At 64.9% G+C, this 19,383-nt stretch carries 17 protein-coding genes; 11 read left to right on the top strand and 6 right to left on the bottom strand.

Translation table 11 applies throughout. The annotated features are described in order from the left end of the window. Positions 1-1,018 precede the first annotated feature (1,018 nt). Genes IPL75_03935 through IPL75_03925 form a run of 3 tightly spaced genes read left to right on the top strand, consistent with a single transcriptional unit; the run spans position 1,019 to position 4,236 of the window. Positions 1,019-1,909 carry a glycosyltransferase family 2 protein gene (locus IPL75_03935; protein ID MBK9239413.1) on the top strand — a complete coding sequence of 297 codons (891 nt, stop codon included), beginning with the start codon at positions 1,019-1,021 and terminating at the stop codon, positions 1,907-1,909. 9 nt (positions 1,910-1,918) lie between these two features. Next, the gene (locus IPL75_03930; GenBank protein ID MBK9239412.1) at positions 1,919-2,830 is read left to right on the top strand and encodes a flippase-like domain-containing protein; all 912 of its coding nucleotides are present in this window, start codon (positions 1,919-1,921) and stop codon (positions 2,828-2,830) included. After that, positions 2,827-4,236, top strand: a complete 1,410-nt coding sequence (locus IPL75_03925) for an FAD-dependent oxidoreductase (protein MBK9239411.1) — start codon at positions 2,827-2,829, stop codon at positions 4,234-4,236. The genes IPL75_03930 and IPL75_03925 overlap by 4 nt, the downstream gene beginning before the upstream one ends. Before the next feature lie 104 nt (positions 4,237-4,340). On the opposite strand, the gene IPL75_03920 is transcribed toward IPL75_03925, so the two are convergent. Further along, positions 4,341-5,300, bottom strand: a complete 960-nt coding sequence (locus tag IPL75_03920) for a hypothetical protein (GenBank protein ID MBK9239410.1) — start codon at positions 5,298-5,300, stop codon at positions 4,341-4,343. A gap of 10 nt (positions 5,301-5,310) precedes the next feature. Next, on the bottom strand, positions 5,311-6,786 hold the full coding sequence (locus IPL75_03915; GenBank protein MBK9239409.1) for a glycosyltransferase family 39 protein: 1,476 nt from the start codon (positions 6,784-6,786) through the stop codon (positions 5,311-5,313). Between the two features lie 71 nt (positions 6,787-6,857). On the opposite strand from IPL75_03915, the gene IPL75_03910 reads away from it, so the two are divergent. The 8 genes from IPL75_03910 to IPL75_03875 all read left to right on the top strand — a co-directional run bounded on the left by IPL75_03910 (position 6,858) and on the right by IPL75_03875 (position 15,402). Beyond that, complete coding sequence (locus IPL75_03910; protein ID MBK9239408.1) at positions 6,858-8,360, top strand: hypothetical protein; 1,503 nt, start codon at positions 6,858-6,860, stop codon at positions 8,358-8,360. After that, a complete protein-coding gene (locus IPL75_03905; protein MBK9239407.1) occupies positions 8,347-9,321 on the top strand; it encodes a glycosyltransferase family 2 protein in 975 nt (324 codons plus the stop codon). The genes IPL75_03910 and IPL75_03905 overlap by 14 nt, the downstream gene beginning before the upstream one ends. A gap of 2 nt (positions 9,322-9,323) precedes the next feature. Then, positions 9,324-10,670 carry an NAD-dependent epimerase/dehydratase family protein gene (locus tag IPL75_03900; protein ID MBK9239406.1) on the top strand — a complete coding sequence of 449 codons (1,347 nt, stop codon included), beginning with the start codon at positions 9,324-9,326 and terminating at the stop codon, positions 10,668-10,670. Then, a complete protein-coding gene (locus tag IPL75_03895; GenBank protein ID MBK9239405.1) occupies positions 10,667-12,268 on the top strand; it encodes a hypothetical protein in 1,602 nt (533 codons plus the stop codon). The genes IPL75_03900 and IPL75_03895 overlap by 4 nt, the downstream gene beginning before the upstream one ends. Beyond that, positions 12,268-13,452, top strand: coding sequence for a glycosyltransferase family 4 protein (locus IPL75_03890; GenBank protein ID MBK9239404.1), 1,185 nt, complete (start codon positions 12,268-12,270; stop codon positions 13,450-13,452). The genes IPL75_03895 and IPL75_03890 overlap by 1 nt, the downstream gene beginning before the upstream one ends. Before the next feature lie 80 nt (positions 13,453-13,532). After that, a complete protein-coding gene (locus IPL75_03885) occupies positions 13,533-13,733 on the top strand; it encodes a hypothetical protein (GenBank protein MBK9239403.1) in 201 nt (66 codons plus the stop codon). Beyond that, a complete protein-coding gene (locus IPL75_03880) occupies positions 13,730-14,827 on the top strand; it encodes a sulfotransferase domain-containing protein (protein MBK9239402.1) in 1,098 nt (365 codons plus the stop codon). Before IPL75_03885 ends, IPL75_03880 begins: the two co-directional genes overlap by 4 nt. After that, positions 14,824-15,402: a PepSY domain-containing protein gene (locus IPL75_03875; GenBank protein ID MBK9239401.1), complete on the top strand. Its 579-nt coding sequence runs from the start codon at positions 14,824-14,826 to the stop codon at positions 15,400-15,402. Before IPL75_03880 ends, IPL75_03875 begins: the two co-directional genes overlap by 4 nt. Before the next feature lie 81 nt (positions 15,403-15,483). On the opposite strand, the gene IPL75_03870 is transcribed toward IPL75_03875, so the two are convergent. The 4 genes from IPL75_03870 to IPL75_03855 all read right to left on the bottom strand — a co-directional run. Next, on the bottom strand, positions 15,484-16,467 hold the full coding sequence (locus IPL75_03870; protein ID MBK9239400.1) for an acyltransferase: 984 nt from the start codon (positions 16,465-16,467) through the stop codon (positions 15,484-15,486). 7 nt (positions 16,468-16,474) lie between these two features. Beyond that, positions 16,475-17,872, bottom strand: coding sequence for a glycosyltransferase family 39 protein (locus IPL75_03865; protein MBK9239399.1), 1,398 nt, complete (start codon positions 17,870-17,872; stop codon positions 16,475-16,477). A 208-nt stretch (positions 17,873-18,080) separates the two neighbouring features. Then, the gene (locus IPL75_03860) at positions 18,081-18,806 is read right to left on the bottom strand and encodes a glycosyltransferase (GenBank protein ID MBK9239398.1); all 726 of its coding nucleotides are present in this window, start codon (positions 18,804-18,806) and stop codon (positions 18,081-18,083) included. 40 nt (positions 18,807-18,846) lie between these two features. After that, positions 18,847-19,383 (bottom strand): sulfatase-like hydrolase/transferase (locus IPL75_03855; GenBank protein MBK9239397.1); only part of this gene is annotated, 537 nt, incomplete at its 5' end.

Here is a 19,383-nt window from a genome sequence, read left to right as displayed (position 1 = left end):
GAGGCGCGGAGACGCAGAGGCCTTGCGGCCGACCACGACGGATCACACGGAGACACAGAGACTCGGAGCCCTCGGGCCCAGTGAAGTCGGATCACACAGAGGCGCGGAGACGCAGAGGCCTTGCGGTTGGCGCACGACGGACTACACAGAGGCACAGGAGACACAGAGCCCTTTGTTAGTGAGGCCGGATCACACAGAGACGCGGAAAGGCAGAGGGTCGGAGGTCCCGGGCTTCAGTCTGGGACGCGCGGCACGGCCTGAAGCCCATGCCCTCCGGACGATTCCACTCCGGGCCTTCACTCCTCCTGTTATCCGTCGTGAGGAGCACGCCTCCGTGCCTCCCAACCTCCTGTGATCCGTCGTGTCTGTCGTGAGGGCACGCCTCCGTGCCTCCCAACCTCCTGTGATCCGTCGTGTCTGTCGTGAGGGCACGCCTCCGTGCCTCCCAACCTCCTGCGTGATCCGTCGTGACTCGGAGGCACGCCTCCGTGCCTCCGAACCTCCTGTGATCCGTCGTGTCTGTCGTGAGGGCACGCCTCCGTGCCTCCCAACCTCCTGTGATCCGTCGTGTCTGTCGTGAGGGCACGCCTCCGTGCCTCCCAACCTCCTGTGATCCGTCGTGTCCGTCGTGAGGGGCACGCCTCCGTGCCTCCCAACCTCCTGTGATCCGTCGTGACGAGAAGCTTCCTCCGTGTCTCCGCTCCTCCTGTCATCCGTCGTATCCGTCGTGAGGGGCGCGCTCCGTGCCTCCGAACCTCCTGTGATCCGTCGTGTCTGTCGTGAGGGCATGCCTCCGTGCCTCCCAACCTCTTGTGATCCGTCGTGACGAGAAGCTTCCTCCGTGTCTCCGCTCCTCCTGTCATCCGTCGTATCCGTCGAGGGGCGCGCTCCGTGCCTCCGAACCTCCTGTGATCCGTCGTGACAAGAAGCTGTGCCTCCGGGCCTCCCGGCCTCCCTGTGATCCGTCGTGACGGTGTAGGCTACACTGGCCGTTTTCGGCGGCGGAAGGTAACCCTGAATGGACATCACGAAGCCCGTGCCAGAGCTGGCGGTCATTTTGCCGGCGTTCAACGAAGCCGCCGGCATTGACGGCACGCTGGCGCACGTCCGCGAGGTCCTCTCCGGTCTCCCTGTGTCCACCGAGATCATCGTGGTCGATGACGGTTCAACTGACGGCACAGGGGCACGCGCTGCCGCGGCCGGTGTGCGGGTCATCACGCATACCTGGAATCGAGGCTATGGCGCCGCCCTCAAGACCGGCGTGTTTGCCACAGAGGCGCCCGCCATCATGATCATGGACGCGGATGCCTCGTATGAGCCCGACGCCATGCCGCGCCTGTACGCCAGGCTCGCCGGCGCGGACATGGTGGTGGGAGAGCGACGTCTGATGTCGGCCGGCGTCGCGTGGATCCGGCGTCCGGGCAAGTGGCTGCTCAATCGGCTTGCGGGCTACCTGGTCGGCGTCCGCATCCCGGACCTCAATTCGGGGCAGCGCGTCATGAAGCGCGAGACCCTGCTGCGCTACATGCACCTGTGCCCGGCCGGATTCTCCTTCACCAGCACGATCACACTCGCCATGCTGGCGAACGGGCACAACGTGCTCTTCGAGCCCGTGGAATACGCGAAGCGGGCGGGCCAGTCGAAGATCCGTCCGTCACATTTTGTGAGCTTCATCCTGCTGGTGGTCCGGGCGATCGTGCTCTTCAACCCGCTCAAAGTGTTCCTGCCGGTGGGCGGCGTGGTGTTCCTGATCGGTATCGCCAAGCTCATCGAGGACATCTACCGCTGGAATCTTTCGGAAACTGCCGTGATGGCGTTTCTGTCGGCCATCACCATCTGGTCGGTCGGCCTGCTGGCCGACATGATCTCGCGCCTCCAGATGCAGGCGCCGTGGCGCCCGAAGGACTGAAAGTCCCTGATGGCTCGCTGGGTCATTCGCGCCGCCGTGTCCGCGGCCGTCGTCGCCATTCTTCTCCGCATCATTCCGCTCGACACCGTGCTCGACGCCCTGCGCCGCACCAGCATCTGGACCTGGTCGGCCAGCGTGGTGGTGTTTTTCGCGGGCCACTACCTCAATGCGATCAAGCTGCGCCTGTTGCTGGGACCGGCAGAAGGGCTGAATGCCGCCTGCGTGCGGGCGCAATACGCCGGACTCGTCGCGAACCTCAGCCTGCCGGGGTTGGCGGGGGGAGACCTCGTGCGTGCGGCCTACCTCGCGCCGCTGGTCGGGGTGAAACGCGTGACGTTCGCCAGCATTGCCGACCGCCTGATTGATACCGGCACTGTGCTGATGCTCGTGATTGTGGCCCTGCCGTTTGCCGGTGTGCCGCCCGGCATCGCGCGCATCATTGAGGACGCGAGCCTGTGGATCGCGGCCGGGGTCGTCATCGCGGTCATCGCCGGGATTGTGCTGCTGCGGTCAGGGCGATTCTCCAATCTGGCCGCACAGATCAGCGAAGCATGGACGGCTCTCATCACCCGCCGGCCGGCACTGCTCGGGGCGGTGGTCATTTCCCTCGTGGTACAGTCGGCGTTTGTGATGACCAATGTCTGGCTGGCCCGGCAGGTCGGCGTCACCACCGAAGTGCCTGCCTGGTTTGTGGCCTGGCCCCTTTCCAAGCTCATCGCCGTGCTGCCCATCAGCCTGGGAGGCATCGGCGTGCGCGAGGCTGCGCTCGTCTCGTTGCTTGCGCCGTATGGCGCGCCGCGCGAAGCCGTCCTCGCGTCCGGCATCCTCTGGCAGGCGGTGCTCATTGTCACCGGTGTGGCCGGACTGATCGTGACGCAGATGCTGCCCCGCTCCACGCCCACCACGGTGGCACCCAAATGAAGTTCGTCGTACTCGGGGGCGGCCCCGCCGGTCTGGCGGGCGCTTACAAGTTGTCGCAGCGCGGCTGGACCGACGTCACGGTGCTTGAGCGCGGAAGCCAGGTGGGCGGCAACGCCGGGAGCTTCGTGATCGAAGGCATTCCCGTGGACTTCGGCAGCCACCGGCTGCACCCGGTCTGCCCACCGGCGGTGATGGCCGACATCCGCGCCCTGCTCGGCAGTGATTTACTCGACCGGCCCAGACATGGGCGCATTCGGCTACGCGGCCGATGGGTGCATTTTCCTCTGAAGCCGTTTGACCTCATCCAACACGTCCACCCCGCGTTCATCGCAGGCGTGCTGGCTGACGCGATCCGCAAACCGTTCACGCGGGCATCGGGTGAGCCGAGTTTCGCGTCCATTCTCGAGCGGGGACTCGGCCGCACCATCTGCCGCGACTTTTATTTCCCGTACGCGCAGAAGATATGGGGACTCACGCCCACGGCGTTGGATCCGGAACAGGCCAAGCGCCGCGTCGGCAGCGGGTCACTAGGCAAGATGGTGAAGCGCGTGATGCGCGCTCTGCCGGGAATGCCCAAACCCCCAGGCGCCGGCCGATTCTTCTATCCGCGCAAGGGCTACGGCCAAATCAGCGACGCCCTGCACCACGCCGCGGCTACGGCCGGCGCCACGGTGCACCTCAACACGACGGTGACAAGCGTCATCGCCGAAGGTGGCCGCGTGCGTGGCGTCGAAGTCACGATCGCCGGCGAGACCCGTGTCATTCCTGCGGACTACGTCCTCTCAACGATCCCCGTGACCCTGCTGGCGCGACTCGTGCGGTCGGACGGTCCTGCCGTGTCGCAGGCCGCCACGCAACGCCTGCAGCAACGTTCGATGGTCCTGGTGTACCTGACCCTCGACGCCGAACAATTCACAGAATTTGACGCGCACTACTTTCCGGAAACCGCGATCCGGATCAGCCGTCTTTCCGAACCCAAAAACTACTCCCTCACATCCGCGCCCGGGCGCACCGTGCTCTGCGCCGAGTTGCCCTGCTCGCAAGACGATGGGGAGTGGTCGATGACGGATGAGGCGCTGGGCACACTCGTGGCAAACGACCTTGTGCGAGCCGGCCTTGGCCCGTTGCCTCCGGTGCGCCACGTCCAGACCAGGCGTCTGCCGCACGCGTATCCGCTCTACACGAAGGGATACCGCGAGGCCTTGGATGTGCTGGACCACTGGATCGGCGATATTGACGGGTTGATCACGTTTGGCCGGCAGGGACTCTTCGCGCACGACAACACGCATCACACCATGGCGATGGCCTACGCGCTCGTGGATTGCCTGGGCGCCGACGGTTCATTCGACGGCACCGCCTGGGCGCGCGCCCGCAAGTCGTTTGAAGACCACGTCGTCGAGGATTAGAGCGGATTCGACCTCGGTGTAGCCGGGTCTAAAGACCCGGCCTCCGAGGAGTGGCGTCTATCTTCGGAGGCCGGACCTTCAGGTCCGGCGGACATACCGGGTCTTCAGACTCGGCTGCGGGGCGCAAGGTAGATCAAGCCAGCCAGCGACGGCACGAGGACGTATCCGAGCGCATGCTCCGCGAAGTGGGGGAAGAGCAGGCTTGCCAGTCCTTCGGCTTGGCCGTGAGACTGCGCGTCGGCCATCACAGACGCCACCAGCAAGAAGGCTCCGCTCAAGACGGCTAACGCGCCGGTCACCACGATGGGCCAGAGGCGATCCCCTGACGCGTCTGGGTTCCCAGCCGAGAATTTGCGAGCAAGTGCCAGGCACGTGCCCAGCGCGAGCGGCAGCGTGACCAGCGAATGCGTGAACAGTTCGCGAAGCTGGTGGCCAAGATACGCCGGGTCGCGAAACGGCTCGTTCGTAAGGCGGAAGACAACCGTAATGGCCACAAACAGGAGAAGCGCGGCGCCGAAGAGCCGGAAGCGCCCGCGGACCGAATCGGCGCCCGGTTTGCCGTGGAGGATCCAGAACACGCCGCTCGCGCTGAACGCGAGCATCATCTGTGCGAATCGTTCAATCAGGTGGTAACGCCAATGCGCGCCCCACACGAGCGGCGCTCCGGCGCGGGTGTGTGACTGTGAGAGGTTGTCGATGAGCACATGACCGCCTTCGGTCCAGAGCGTGCCGCCGACGATCACGGCGAACGTGACGGCCACCACCCAGGCCAGGCGGCGACGGGAGCGGGTCAAGGTGTCTCGGACCCCGGCGCGGCCGAGCGGAAAGTAGTACGCGACGGAGCCTGCCACCGCGAGCGCCAGCAGAGCGTCTGGCAACAACTCCCGTGTCCCATGTTCGACGTAGAAGACCGTGCCGAGCAGGGTGCGCACGCCGTCTTCGTGCACCACCTGGTTCCAGGGCCAGGCCGTCCCGGTCATCACGCAGAGCCCCACAAACGCCACGAGCAGGACGCCTGCGGGAAGCCACCGGAATAGCGTTCGTTCGAGGAGCGCGGTGGTCATTGAACGGTTTTCACGAGCCGACAGGCGGGGCCACACACACAGTGACGTCGCCGTCACCCACGGTTCCGCGGAAGACCTGCTGCACCACGCACTCGGCGCGCAGCATGCGCATGAGGTCGGGGGTGCGGCCCTCAATGTATCGATCGAGCGTGTGAACCACCCACACGCGCTGCCCCATTGCGCGGATGCTCTGGAACTGCTCGAGGGACGGAGCCGACTCCCACGTGCGAAGGTAGAACTCCCGGTAGACCCTGGTGGTCTGTCCCACAGTGATAATCACGTCGTCGCCTGTGCGTTGCGCTTCGACAAAACGCAGCGCGGCCTCAAAGTCCTGTTTTGGGAGCCTGTAATTGGGAATCAGCGCCACCACGGACACGGCGGCCATCGCCACCACCAGACCGGCTCCCGCGGCCTGCGCCCGGCCGCGACCGAACCACTGTCCAATCTCCAGCGCACCACGCACGGCAATCAACAGGCCGAAGCCGATCAGAAAGAACACGAACCGTGGGTAGAGGGGCCGTCCTAGCGCGACGGCCGCGCCGACGGTGACCACGCCTGGCAGCACGAACAGTCCGACCACGAACAGGCTTTGCCTGAGGTAGCTCCAGAATCCGGCGGCGAACAACACGGCGGCCGCGAGCGCACCCAGACCGGCGCCAAGCCCAATCTGCAGCCCCCGAATCAACTCCCGGGCAGCCCATGTGGGTGTGGCCGCGACGCCCTGGGCGGGGCGATCCACAAAGAACTGTTTCACGTCCAGCATGACCGGCGAGTACAACAGCAGCGTGAAGGCTCCGGCCAGCACGATTGCCGTCGTGACCACGCGCCATCTGCGCCACACGGGGGCATCGCGGCCGGCCATGCCTGCCGCCGCGGCACACAGCATCGCGTGGCTCACCACGAGGAACACCATGGTGAGGTGCGCGTACACGCCGAGGGCGGCGGCGATGCCGTACCACACGGCATCGGACGTCCTGCCGTGTCGCAGGACACGCAGCAGGAGCCAACTGCTCAGCAGCGTCAGGAACGCCAGCGCGGAATAGCCGCGCGCGTTCTGCGAGAACCAGACATGGTGATACGCGGTCGTCAGCAGGAGGCACCCGAGCAGGGCTTCGCGGCGGGTGACAAACTGCCGTGCAAACAGGTAGAGCACCGGCACGGTCGCGGCGCCAAAGACGAGGGCCGGCAGCCGCAGGCTCCATGGGTATTCGCCAAACGCCTCCATGGAGATGTGCGCGAGTACCGAGAACAGTGTGTGCTGGTTGTTGCCCGGGAAGACGGTGACGATCTGGTAGAGCGGATCGCGCACGCCCTCGATCATCGTGAGGATCTCGTCGTACCACAGGCCGCCGTTCAGCCCGATCGCCCGCAGGAGCACCGCCAGCGCGGTCAACAGCGCGAGCCACCCCCACGGCACGGGCTCATTCTCGGTGCTCGCGCGTGTGGACCAGAGCGCGATGCCGTCTTCGGTGGTCACGTCCTTCATCTTCGACTTCGCTGCAAAGTGTAGTGGGCCGGCCGTTGGGGAACAAGAGGCTCGCGGTTATCATAGGCGCCGTGGCCTCTCCGGCATTCCTTGCGTCGCGGCCCTGGCGCATCTTCCTGATTGCCTGGCTCGTGTACTCCGTGCACTTTGCGACCAATGTTGTGAGAGAGCACTACCCGGCGTTCAGCATCGCCGAGCACGGCACGTTTCGCGTGGACGAGTATCAGGGATTTCACCCCGATATCTTTGTGCATCGTGACGGGCACTCGGTCATTGGCAATCAGGTGCTTGTCTCGGCGCTTGCGGCAGTCCCGCTGTTCCTGCTCGATCCCGCCCTCGACGCCATCGAGAACTACAGCAAGGCACGGTTGGCCGAGCAGGGCGTGCCGGATGTTGAATACCGGACCACGCGGCGCAATAGCGTGAACTTCTTCCGCCTCGTCAAGGCACGCGGACTCGACCTGAGATTCGGCGCGGCCACGTTCATCACAACCGCCTTGTTCATGGCGCCGCTGACGGCGCTGTTTCTCGTGTTCTTCTACCGCGTGCTCAGGCGGCGCGGGATTGATCCCTCGCAGGCCACATGGCTCACATTCCTGCTCGGGTTCGGCACGCCGTTGTTCTACCGGGCCACGGTGCTCGGACACAACATGTTCGTCATGTACGCGATGTTCGCGTCGTTTGTCCTGCTGTGGGGTCCCGCGGGGGGACCGGTCTCGCAACGCCGCCGGGCGCTGGCCGGCTTCTTCGCCGGCGTGACCCTGGCCACCGACTACATCGGCGTCATCATCATGCCGTTGCTGTGGGCCTACCTGTTCATTCCCAGGCTCTCGTCGGCGTCGTGGTGGCAGTCGTTCCGGGAATCGCTGGTGATGGTCGTGGGAAGCCTGCCCCCGATCGCGTTCCTGCTGTTCAGCCAGTGGGCGATGTACGGCCACCCTTTCTGGCCGGGACAGCACTGGATGCCGAACCAGAACGAATACGTCGCCGTCGGCATGCGCGGCTTCACCCTGCCGGCCCCAGACCTGTTCTTCAAGAGCCTGTTCGATCCATCCTTCGGCATGTATTCCTGGGGACCGATTCTGCTGCTCTCGGTGGTGCCCGTCTGGCGCTACGCGCCGGGGGCGCTGGTGCTGCCGGCACGTGAGCGGTGGTTTGTGTGGGCTTCCTGGGTCGCGCTGCTGCTGTTCGCGTCAGCCAATCAGTACTCGCGGCTGCAGTTCAACAGCGGGTTCCGCTATCTGCTGCCGCTGGTGCCGCTGTTGATGCTCGCGCTTGCGGACCACTGGATCCGGATCGGCTGGCGCCTCAAGGCCGCCATCACCGCTGTCGCCGTGATGCATGCGTGGGTCATCGCCGTCTATCGCGAACCGGTGATGAAATCATGGCAACTGCTCTTTTCCGAGGGACCGCAGCTACCCTGGTATCGCGTCCTGACCCTGACATCCAGGCCTGACAGCGCGTGGCTGGGCACATGGTGGCCGCCGACGATGTTGCTGGTCCTGACTCTGGCCGTGGCCGCGGGCATCTGGCGGTACGGCAGCCGATTGGAGATCACGCATGGCGCCCAGTAGTCAACCGGCACGCGAACCACTGGTATCGCTGGTCGTTCCGGTCTTCAACGAAATCGAAGCGATCGATGCGTTTTATGAACGGGCGACCCAGGCGCTTGGCGCGCTCGAGGGCATGGCCTACGAGATCGTGTTCATTGATGACGGCAGTGTGGACGGGTCGTATCAGCGGCTCGCGCAGTTCGCGAAACGGAATGCGCGGATCCGGGTGCTGAAACTCTCGAGGAACTTCGGACATCAGATCGCGATCAGTGCCGGCATCGATTACGCCAAAGGCGATTGCGCCGTCATCATCGACGCCGATCTCCAGGACCCGCCTGAAGTCGTGGCTGACATGATCGCGAAGTGGCGCGAGGGCTTCGACGTCGTCTATGGCGTGCGATCCGATCGAGCGGGCGAAACCCCGATCAAACTGGCCACGGCCACCATGTTCTACCGGCTGCTGGGCCGGCTGACCAACATCCACATTCCCGCCAACGTGGGCGACTTCAGGCTGATGAGCCGGCGTGTGGTTGAACAGCTCAAACAATTGCGCGAGAAGGACCGGTTCGTGCGCGGCCTCGTCAGCTGGGTGGGATTCCCGCAGACCAGCATCACGCATAAACGCGACCGCCGCTTTGCCGGCGAAACCAAATACCCGTTCCGGAAGATGCTGAAGTTCGCGTTCGACGGCATCACATCGTTTTCCACCATGCCGCTGAAACTCGCGACCTGGACCGGCTACGCGTCGGCGATACTCGCGGTGCTCTACCTCCTGAGCGTGTTTGTGCAGAAACTGATGGGCTACACGGTGGATGGCTGGGCCACGATCATGGTGGCGATGCTGTTCATGGGCAGCGTGCAGCTGATTTGCCTGGGCATTCTCGGCGAGTACCTCGGCCGGGTGTTCAACGAGGTCAAGCCGCGCCCGATGTATATCGTGGAGGAGGACCTGACCTCCGGGCCCGACGCTCCGGGCGCGTGACCATGCGGGACACGATATTCGTCACCGGCGGAAGCGGATTCGTCGGCAGGACGCTGCTGGCCGCGCTTCAGCCGTTGGGCCGTCCCGTGATTGCGCTCGCACGCCGAGACATGCCGCAGACGGCTGGGGCCAACACCACGGTCATTCATGGCGACCTGCTCGATCCGACGACCTACGCGGACGCGCTTCGTTCGTGCGAGGTGGTCGTCCACCTCGCTGCGGCCACCGGCCGCGCGTCGGCCGAAGACCACCTGCGCGTCAACGCGCACGGCACTAGCGTACTGCTTGAGGCCTGCCGCAAGGCCGGTGTCCCCAAGGTGCTCTTCGTCAGTTCCATCGCCACGACCTTTCCCGACAAAACCGGCTACCACTACGCCCTCGCCAAGTGCCTCGCCGAGGAGGCCGTGTCGCGCTCGGGGCTGCGCTTTGCCATCCTTCGACCGACGGTCATTCTGGGCCCGGGTGCGCCCGTGCTGGGCAGCCTCGAGAAACTCGCGCTCCTCCCGTTCATCGTCATGCCCGGCGCCGGACGAGTCAGGGTGCAGCCGATCCATGTCAGCGACGTCGCCCGATGCATCACGGAAACGATCCGGCAGGATCTGTTCACGAATGCCACTGTCGAGATTGGCGGTCCTGAGACGCTGACGATGGAGGCGCTGCTTCAACACATTCGCATCGCGCGCACCGGAGGGCCCGGGCGCGTGGCCCACGTGCCCCTGGCGGCGCTGCGAATCCCGTTGCGGATGGCTGAGGCGATCGGGCTTGGCAAGCTCCTGCCGATCAGCGCCGGGCAACTCTCATCTTTTCGATTCGACGGCGTGGCCGCCGGCCACCCACTTCACGCACGGCTGGGTCCCAGCCTGATCGGCATCGCGGAGATGGTGCCGGGCGTGTCAGATGCCAACCGTGCCGCCGGCGACGCTACTGGCGCGGAATGCCGGGTCTTCACGCAACATCTGCTGGGCCGCGATCCGGACGACTACGTCACGGCGACGTACCGTGCCGCACTGGCCGGCATGCCCGTCCTCTCTGCTCGCGGCCGTTTCGACGAGGCGTTGCTCTCGTTCGCGCGAATCCACCCTGTGTGCGCGAAGATTGCGGATGCCTACGCCAGCCTCTTCCTTCGGGCCGGCGCGCTGCGGAAGCGGTTGGTGCTCCTGCTGGCCATTCTCGAAACTCGTCCCCCCTTCAGCCAGGCGATCGATCAGGCCGTTGGCGGTTCCATGCCGATGCTCTTCATCCGGCTCGGCGCGCGCACCGCTGCGGCACTCGTGAGTCTGCTGGTGGGAACCCTGATCTTCACCCCAACGCGCCTCGTCATGGCCCTGATGGGAAAAGGCGCGCCATGACTCCCACGGTGACGGTGGTGGGGTCGGGGGCGAGCGGCATTCATTTCGCCCTGACCGTATTGCGCAAAGGCGGCACGGTGCGGATGCTGGACGTGGGTCGGCAGGGACGCGCCGCGGTGTTGCCCGACGCGAGCCTCGACCAACTCAAGCACCGGCTTGCAGATCCGGCGGCGTATTTTTTAGGTCCGGCGCAGGAAGCTGCGCTTTTGCCTGGAGTGGATGACGAGTATTACGGCATTCCACCCAGCAAAGACTATGTGTTTGACCCGCCGGCCGGCTTCAGTCACACGGGCACTGGCTTCGCGCCGCTCTTTTCGTTCGCCCGCGGCGGATTGGCCGAAGCGTGGACGGGCGGGTGTTATCCTCTGACCGCTGCCGAGATCCAGGACTTTCCGTTTCCCTACAGCGATCTGGCACCGCACTATGACGAGGTGGCACGGCGCATTGGCATTACGGGCGAACAGGACGACCTCGCGCGTTTTTTGCCGATGCACGATCACCTGTTGCCCCCGCTCCAGCTCGATCGGCATTCCCAGGTGCTGATGGAGTCGTACGGGCGTATGCGCGGCCGCCTCAACCGCGGCGGCGCCTACATGGGACGTACGCGCGTCGCCACGCTCAGCCGGGCGCTGGGCGTCCGGCAGGCCTGCGACTATCTTGGCCGGTGCCTCTGGGGGTGCCCGCGTGGTGCGCTCTACACGCCCTCTCAGACGCTTCTCGAATGCCAGACCTTCCCGGGCTTCGAGTACGTGCCTGGCGTGGAGGTCAGCCATCTGGACCTCGGCCCCGGCCAACGCGCGCGCGCGGTTGTGGCAAAGTCCCTCGAGACCGGAGTGGAACAGGAGTTTGCCGTGGACCGGGTCGCCCTGGCCGCCGGCGCGCTGCTCTCGACCCGCATCTTCCTGATGTCGATCCTGCGAAAAACCGGCGAGCGCGTCCGTCTTCGCGGGTTGATGGACAATCGACAGGTGCTCGTGCCTTTCGTGAACCTGGGAATGCTGGGGCGGCAGTTTTCACCAGAGTCGTATCAATACCACCTGCTCGGCGTCGGCCTTGAGGCCGATACACCGCGCGACTACGTGCACGGACAGATCACCACCCTCAAGACGGCACTCGTGCATCCGCTGATTCAGCGGCTGCCGCTCGATCTGTCGGCCTCCACCTACCTCTTCCGCGCCATTCACGCGGCGCTTGGCCTGGTGAACGTCAACTTCAGGGATACCCGGCGTGACGAGAGCTACGTTGAGCTGACCGGCGACGACCTGCCGCGCCTGAACCTGCACTACACTCCCGGCGCCGATGAACCCGCCCGGATCAAACAGGCCCTGAGTCGCATCAAGCGCGTGCTGTTCAGCCTCAACTGCGTCGTCCCACCCGGCATGGCGCACGTCAGGCCGATGGGTGCGAGCGTGCACTATGCGGGCACGTTGCCCATGAGCCCCACGGCCGCGCCCTTCACGACCACGCCCCAGTGCCAGAGCCGCGACTTGGAGAACGTCTTTGTCGTGGACGGGGCGACGTTTCCATTCTTGCCCGCCAAGAACCTCACCTTCACCCTGATGGCGAACGCCGTCCGCGTGGCAGAGGCGGCGTTCTGATGGCTCACCTCCGCTTCTGTTTCTTGACGACGTTTTATCCGCCGTTCAATTTCGGCGGCGATGGCATCGACGTGCAGCGGACGGCGCTGGCGCTTGTGGATCGCGGCCATCACGTCACGGTCGTGCACGACGTGGATGCCTATGAGTGGCTGGCGGGCACAACACTGCCCGACCAGCCGGTGATTCAGGACGGCGTCGAGGTGGTCGGATTGCGCAGCCGCCTGGGTGTGGTGTCGCCGTTCCTGACCCACCAGCTCGGCTACCCCGTCATGCACGGCCGCGCGATTGACACATTGCTCCGGGAACGCGCGCCCGACGTCATCGTCTACGGCAACGTGTCGCTGGTGGGGGGCCCCGGCATCCTGAAACTCGGCGGGCCCGCGCTGCGCGTGTATGTGGCCCACGAACACTGGCTCGTCTGCCCCACACACGTCCTGTGGCGCTTCAACCGCGAGCCCTGTGACGTCCGGGCGTGCACACGCTGTGTGATGAGCTACCGGCGGCCGCCGCAACTCTGGCGCCACACGGGCGCACTCAAACGCCGGCTGGCCGACGTCGACCTGTTCATCGCGCGCAGCGAATTCAGCCGCAACAAACACCGTGAATTCGGGCTGGCCCAGCCGATGGAAGTGTTGCCGTATTTCCTGCCGGCGCCTTTTCCGGAGCAACCCGCGCCGCGCATGTCTGAACGACCGCAGCAGCGGCCCTATTTCCTGTCGGTGGGCCGCCTGGCGCGCATCAAGGGACTCGATTCGGTGATCCCGGCGTTCCGGCGCTTTCCGGATGCCGACTGGCTGATCATCGGCGACGGCAACGAGATGCCGGAACTGCGCGCGCGCGCGGCCGATCTCCCCAATGTGAAGTTCCTCGGCCGCATCGCCAACCACGACCTCCGGCGGTACTACGAACACGCCATCGCGGCCATTGTGCCGTCGTCGGGTTATGAGACGTTCGGCATTGTGTTGATTGAGGCGTTCCACTACCACACGCCCGTCATCGCCCGACGCATCGGGCCGTTTCCCGAGATCATCGAGCGTGCCAAGGGCGGGCTGCTGTTTTCGGATACCGACGAGCTCGTGGCGGCCATCGCACGCCTGCACGGCGATCCCGGAGTTGCGCGACTCGTTCGCCACGGGCGCGTTCGAAGCCGCCAGAAAGCACTGGTCCGAGAACGCGGTTGTTGAGAGCTTTCTGGACCTGATCAGAAACGCCAGAGCCGCCAAGCGGGCGGCACGGTGATACTCTGCCTAGACGACGTATGTTGATGGTGCCCCTCCCTCTGGACGTCCAGCCCGCGCTCGTGGCGTGGGTGCTGCTCTACATCGGGCCCGAGGCGTTCCTGCCTCTCACGTCCGCGATTGCGGCCATCGTGGGCGTTGTCATGATGTTCTGGAACCGTGTGGTCGGGTTGGCCAGGAAAATCTGGCTGATGGTGACCGGTCGCTCCGATAAACCTGCCCAATGAACTGGATCGGCGCAGCCGTTGCAGCGGCGCTGCTCGGTGTCGCCGCCGTCAGCTACCTGCTCTGGTATTTCCGCTGGGAGCAGCGTCACACCGCCGGAATGGCCTATTACGGACGGCCACTCGCCGCCCGCCGGGCGCTGAAGCGGCAAATCCGGTTGTTGTCACTTCCCGCAAAGCCGATCCTCCGCGCTCTGGTCGCGCTAACCCGTTCAGGCCAGTCGATGCCGGTCTTCGACTATGAGGGCGTGAGCGGCCCACCCAGAGTCAGCACGCCGGCAGTGTTCGCCCGCGCCCGGCAGTATCGCCCCAGGGCCGAGGATGTGTTTGTGGCCACCCAGATGCGCTGCGGCACCACGTGGATGCAGCAGATTGTCTTTCAGATTGTCACCAAGGGCCGGGGTGAGTTCTCGGAACCCGGCCCAACCCATCTGTATGCCATGAGCCCGTGGATTGAAGCGGTCAACAGCGTCTCGATGGACGCTGCGCCGCTCGTTGGCACACGGCCGACGCGGATCATCAAGACCCATCTGCCGGCCAGTCACTGTCCCTATGGTGGCGACGCCAAATACATCTACGTCGCCAGGCATCCGGTGGCCTGCTTCGCCAGCATCGTGGACTTCAATCAGTCAATGCTGGGTCCGCTGATGCCGCCCGTCGACGCTCAGGCGGCGTGGTTCACGAGCGATCGAATGTATTGGCTGCCGTGGCCCCGGCACGTGGACGGGTGGTGGCGATGGTCGCAGCAGCACGGCAACGTGCTGTTCCTCCATTTCGAGGAGATGAAGCGTGATCTGGCTGGCGTGATCGATCGGGTCGCGACGTTTCTCGGCGTCGAGTTGTCGGCCAACGAGCGGAGCCTTGTGGCACAGCGGTGCAGCTTTGCCTACATGAAGGAGCACGAAGAGGTGTTCGAGATGGCACCGCCCACAATGTTCTCGGTCGCCGGCGGGCAGTTCCTGCGTAGCGGCAAGGAAACACGCGATGCGGATGTCACGCCCGCCATCCGGCAGCAGATCCTCGACTACTGCCGCGATGGCCTCAAGGGCGGCGCGTATCCCGCGGGCCGCTTTTATCCCGACCTGGCCGACCCATGACTTCGCGCCGGTTCGTCCTCATCACCCACCGCTGGATTGGACTCTCGACGTCGATCATCCTGGCGATTGCCGGAGCGACTGGTGCTGTGCTCGCCGTGCCTGGTCCGGATCTGCTGCGACGCGCGGCCAGCCGGCTTCACGAGACACTGGCGCTCGGTTCGGTCGGGAACATGATTGTGCTGACGGCCACTGCTGCGGCGATCGTGCTGCAACTGGGCGGTGTGTGGCTGTGGTGGAAGCGGAAATCGTTTGCCGTGCGGCTGTCGGCCGGGTGGCGGCGCGCCGCGATCGACCTTCACCACTCCGCTGGCGCGTTGGGCCTGGTGCTGATGTTGTTGGTGGCCGTCACCGGTGTGGGGATGACGATGTTCACGCCGGGGCCGGAGCGGGCGATGTTCGTCGATCTTCACACCGCGAGAAAGTACGCGATGCCCGTAAAGGTCCTGTACGCGCTGGTATCACTGGGCTTTCTGGTTCAGGGCGTGACCGGGGTGCTGATGTGGTGGCGGCCCCGGCCTGGCGGCCAGCCGATCCTTCAGGTTCAGGAAGGGGCGTTCAAAGAGCGCAAAACTTAGCGCCGCGAGTGTGAACGACCCGGCCAGAATCACGAGCAGGAACATCGCCTGACGGACCCAGAATCCCCCCACCGGCTCGGGCTAGATCGGCTGCAAGGCCAGGACCAGCGGCCAATGAATCACGTAGATGCCGTAGCTGATCTTGCCGATCTCGGTCAGGGGCCGCCATCGTAGCAGCCGGCGCCAGAGCGAGTTCTCGCCGGCCACGAGGGCGAAGGCCACCGTCGCGCCAAACAGGATCGCCAGCGGAAGATAGCCGAACAGGAAGATGTGTGGATTGGTCGGGCGAAAGAAGCTTCCGCCCCACAGGGCTACGCCGAGCGTCATCGCGGCACTGACGGCAAGCACCATCGTCAACCGCGGCCCCTGCAGGCGCGCCCATCCGGTGCCGCGCTGAAGGCAGGCGAGGTATCCGCCGATCGCGAGCGTGTCGATGCGCGTCACCGTGGCGAAGTTGCCGGCCTCGCTGACCCCGGCCCACCAGAACACCACTCGCATCACCACGGCGAACGCGATGGTCCCGATGCACAATTGGGCCACACGGCCGCGCTTGGCGAACAGCAGCACGAGGGCGGGCCAGCAGAGATAGAACTGCTCTTCAACGCCGAGCGACCAGAAATGCGCGAGCGGACGCGTCCAGTCCACGCCAAACAGGGGCAGCCAGTTCTGCAGATAGACCCAATGAGCCACTTCCGCCGTGGTCGAGACCGGCGCCAGGCGTTCGATGCCGAAGACGTGAAAGCCGATGGCGAAGCCAGCCAGAGCGGCGTAGTACAGAGGGAAGATGCGCAGGACGCGCCTGATGTAGAACGAGCGGAAGTACCCCGGGCGCCCGGCCGTATCGATCAGGATTCCAGTGATCAGGAATCCCGACAGCACGAAGAAGAGATCCACGCCGACCCAGCCCGCCTCGGCCAGGCGCATGAAGAATTGCTGGCCATCCGTGGCGGCACTCGCAATGGTCCTGCAGTGAAAGACGATCACGAGCAGGATGGCGATCGCCCGCAAGCCATCAAGCTCGGGGATGTAGCCTGTCTGATTCCTGGTGCCGGCGGTGGTCGTCATCTGCAGGTCAGCTGCCGGACCGCGATGGCGTATGCGTGATCCGGCGATACACAAGGAAACGCCCGATCGTCGTTTCGAGCGCATAGTCGCGCTCGATGACGTGTTTCCACTCCGGGAAGTCGTCCAGCAACTCTTGGGAGGTTTGCTCTTCCGGTGACCACCACCAATTGTCGTGCTGGACCACCGCCACATACAGCGGTTGGCGCCGCTCGATGTCGCCGACGAATTCCTCGCGCCAGCGAAGTTGCATCGGCGTCAGCGCCTCGCCTGGCACGCGCATGACAAGCGGATGGGTCATCTGGAAGCGGCTCGCCGCCGATCGATCGGCCAGGTAGTAGACCAGAGACTCATACCCCCACACTTGCACCGGCTCATTGGGCTGCGTCCGCGCGCGCAGGTATGCGGCAAGGTCGTACGACTCGGTGTAGTCAAAGACCGTGTTGCTCCTGAACTCGTTGGCTCGAGGTGGATTCAGGAAATGCCCGGTGACGAGATCCTTGAGAGGTGCCTCACGCATGTAGAACACCGCTGCCACCACCAGCATCAGCGTGGCCATGATGCGCTGGGCCAGGACGGCGTCCACGGGCACGAGCGTGTGGAAGCGCTTCAGTGCCCAACGGCTCACGGTTGAAAAGAGATCGCCCACCAGAATGGCCCCAAGGGCCATGCCCGGAAGGTAGTGATATCCGGCAAACGTGCCCTGCACAAACACGCTGTAGACCGAACCCACGAATCCGAGCCAGACCATCAGTCGTTCGCGGCGGAACGTGCCCTGGAAAAGAAACGGTGCATACACGATGGGCAGGACCACGGCGTTCCTGCCGAGGTTCCCAAGTTTCTGCAACCAGTAAGTCAACAGCGGCTCCGTGCCCCTGAGGCGCGCGGTGTAGATCGGCTGGTAACTGACAAGCGATTCGTACATCTGCGTCAGGCCGCCGAGAGTCCAGTAGAGGACGACGAACGCCACTGACGGCGCAGCCAGGCACGCGCCTGCCACCAGCGCCACGGCCACAGCCCGGCGGGTGCGAAGTTCGGTGGCGAGCGGCAGGTAAAACAGCGCCAGGGCGAGAATGGTCGGCTTGATCGTGATGGCAAACCCCATCCCCAAGCCGATGATGGCCGCCGTCACCCACGGCGATCGCCGGTCGGCCGTCAGATACATCCAGAATCCCGCGAGCACAAACGGCAGTCCGAAGCCTTCGCGCTGCGCCGTGTTCCAGGGCCCGTAGTCCTGGTAGATCAGGCAGTAGAGAATGGCGGCCACCATCGCCCCGACGCGGCCACTGAGGCGGTCGGCAATGCGGAACACGAACCAGGCCGTGACGAGCTGGAACAGGACATCAAAGAGCCGGAACATCCAGATCGACTTGCCGAACACAAAAATCTCGGCCGCCTGCAGAAACATCAGGCCGGGAAAATCGGCTTCCCAGGAATGGATGTAGGGCCACCCCGCGCAGCAGCCGGGCCCCATGTACCGTAAACACGCCCTGGTCCACGCCCAACCGATACGCTATCGTTGGCGCCAGCACCAGCGCGCAGACGCCAAGCACCAGTGCAGGGCTTGGGCCTTCGCTCTTACCCACCGTCGCGCTCCGCGTGACGCGCGACATCCTTCACCGTGAATTGCGGCAGCTTGTTCTGGGTGAGGAAGATCCTGCCGACGAGTTTCGCCCACGGCGCCCAGTCCCATCAACTGGAGGCCGCCAAGGAAGAACAACGTGACGATCAACGACGGATACCCTTCCGGCGACCGCGAGAGCACCAGTGCCTGGATGACAAAGAACAACGCCATCAGGAAAGAGAACAACGAGATGACGCCGCCGATGAGCGTGGTGACCCGCAGAGGAATCACCGAGAAGCCCGTCGCCAGTTTGAGCCACACCGCAATCGATCGCACGAGGCTGTAGTTGCTCGTTGAGCCAACTCCCCATGTTCTTCCACAGCGCCTGCTGTTTGTGCTCAAACGTCGCATACACCACGTCGAACTCGGAGCCCAGCGCACGGGCCAGCGCCGGCACATCCGCCGGGTCATGCTGCAGGTCGTCGTCCACGATGACAACCGTCGCCTTTGGCGTGGTGCAGGCCGGCCATGATCGCGTTGTCCTGTCCCACGTTCTGCGCAGGTTGAGCCCGACGACGAATGGGTAGGTGTTGACGAGGGCGGCGATCGCGCGCCAGCTCGCATCGGGGCTGGCGTCGTTGACGAGAATCAACTCATACGTGCCGATATGCCCGTCCAGCGCCTGCGCACCCCGCCGCGCAAGCTCCGGCAAACACTCGGCGCTGCGGTAAACGGGGGACAACAATGGAAAGTTCCACGATGACAGCCCTGCGGGCAACGCGGCGATTCTAACAGACGGGCCTATTTCAGCCTGGCCATCAGGCGATCGAGCGCCGCCCTGGCGCCGGCCGGGCCTGCTGACGCTCCGGAAGGGCCGCCAGATTCGTGCGTTCCCAGGGATCGGCGGCAAAGTCGTACAGTTCCTCGCTTCCGTCACCGTTGCGGATGTAGCGCATGCCCTCATGGACCAGAGCCCTCATGTCGCCTTTGCTCGACGGGAACCAGTCGGGCTGCCCCGGTGACGGAGACGGATGTCGGTACAGGCTGGGCATCGTCGCGCCGGGGTCGCGCCAGAGGCCCGCGAGTGATGCGCCGGGGAACGGTGCACCCTCGGCAAGTCCCGCCAGATCCACAACAGTGGCGGCGAGATCGCGCAGGCTGACTGGTGTCGAGACCGCGGCCGGCGCGGCGCCCCTCGCCGCTCGAGGCGGAATCACGATCAGCGGCACGTGCACGCTGGGCCGATACAGCGAGTAGCCGTGTTCGTAGACCCCGTGCTCACCAAATTCTTCCCCGTGGTCGGACGTGATCACGACCAGGGTGTTCGCCAGGATGCCCTGCTCGTCGAGCCGGTC

It is taken from the genome of Acidobacteriota bacterium, assembly GCA_016716905.1.
In the GTDB taxonomy this organism is placed as follows: domain Bacteria; phylum Acidobacteriota; class Vicinamibacteria; order Vicinamibacterales; family SCN-69-37; genus SYFT01.
Note: the sequence above shows the minus strand (reverse complement) of the source record. Positions and strands in the feature narration are given on the sequence as shown.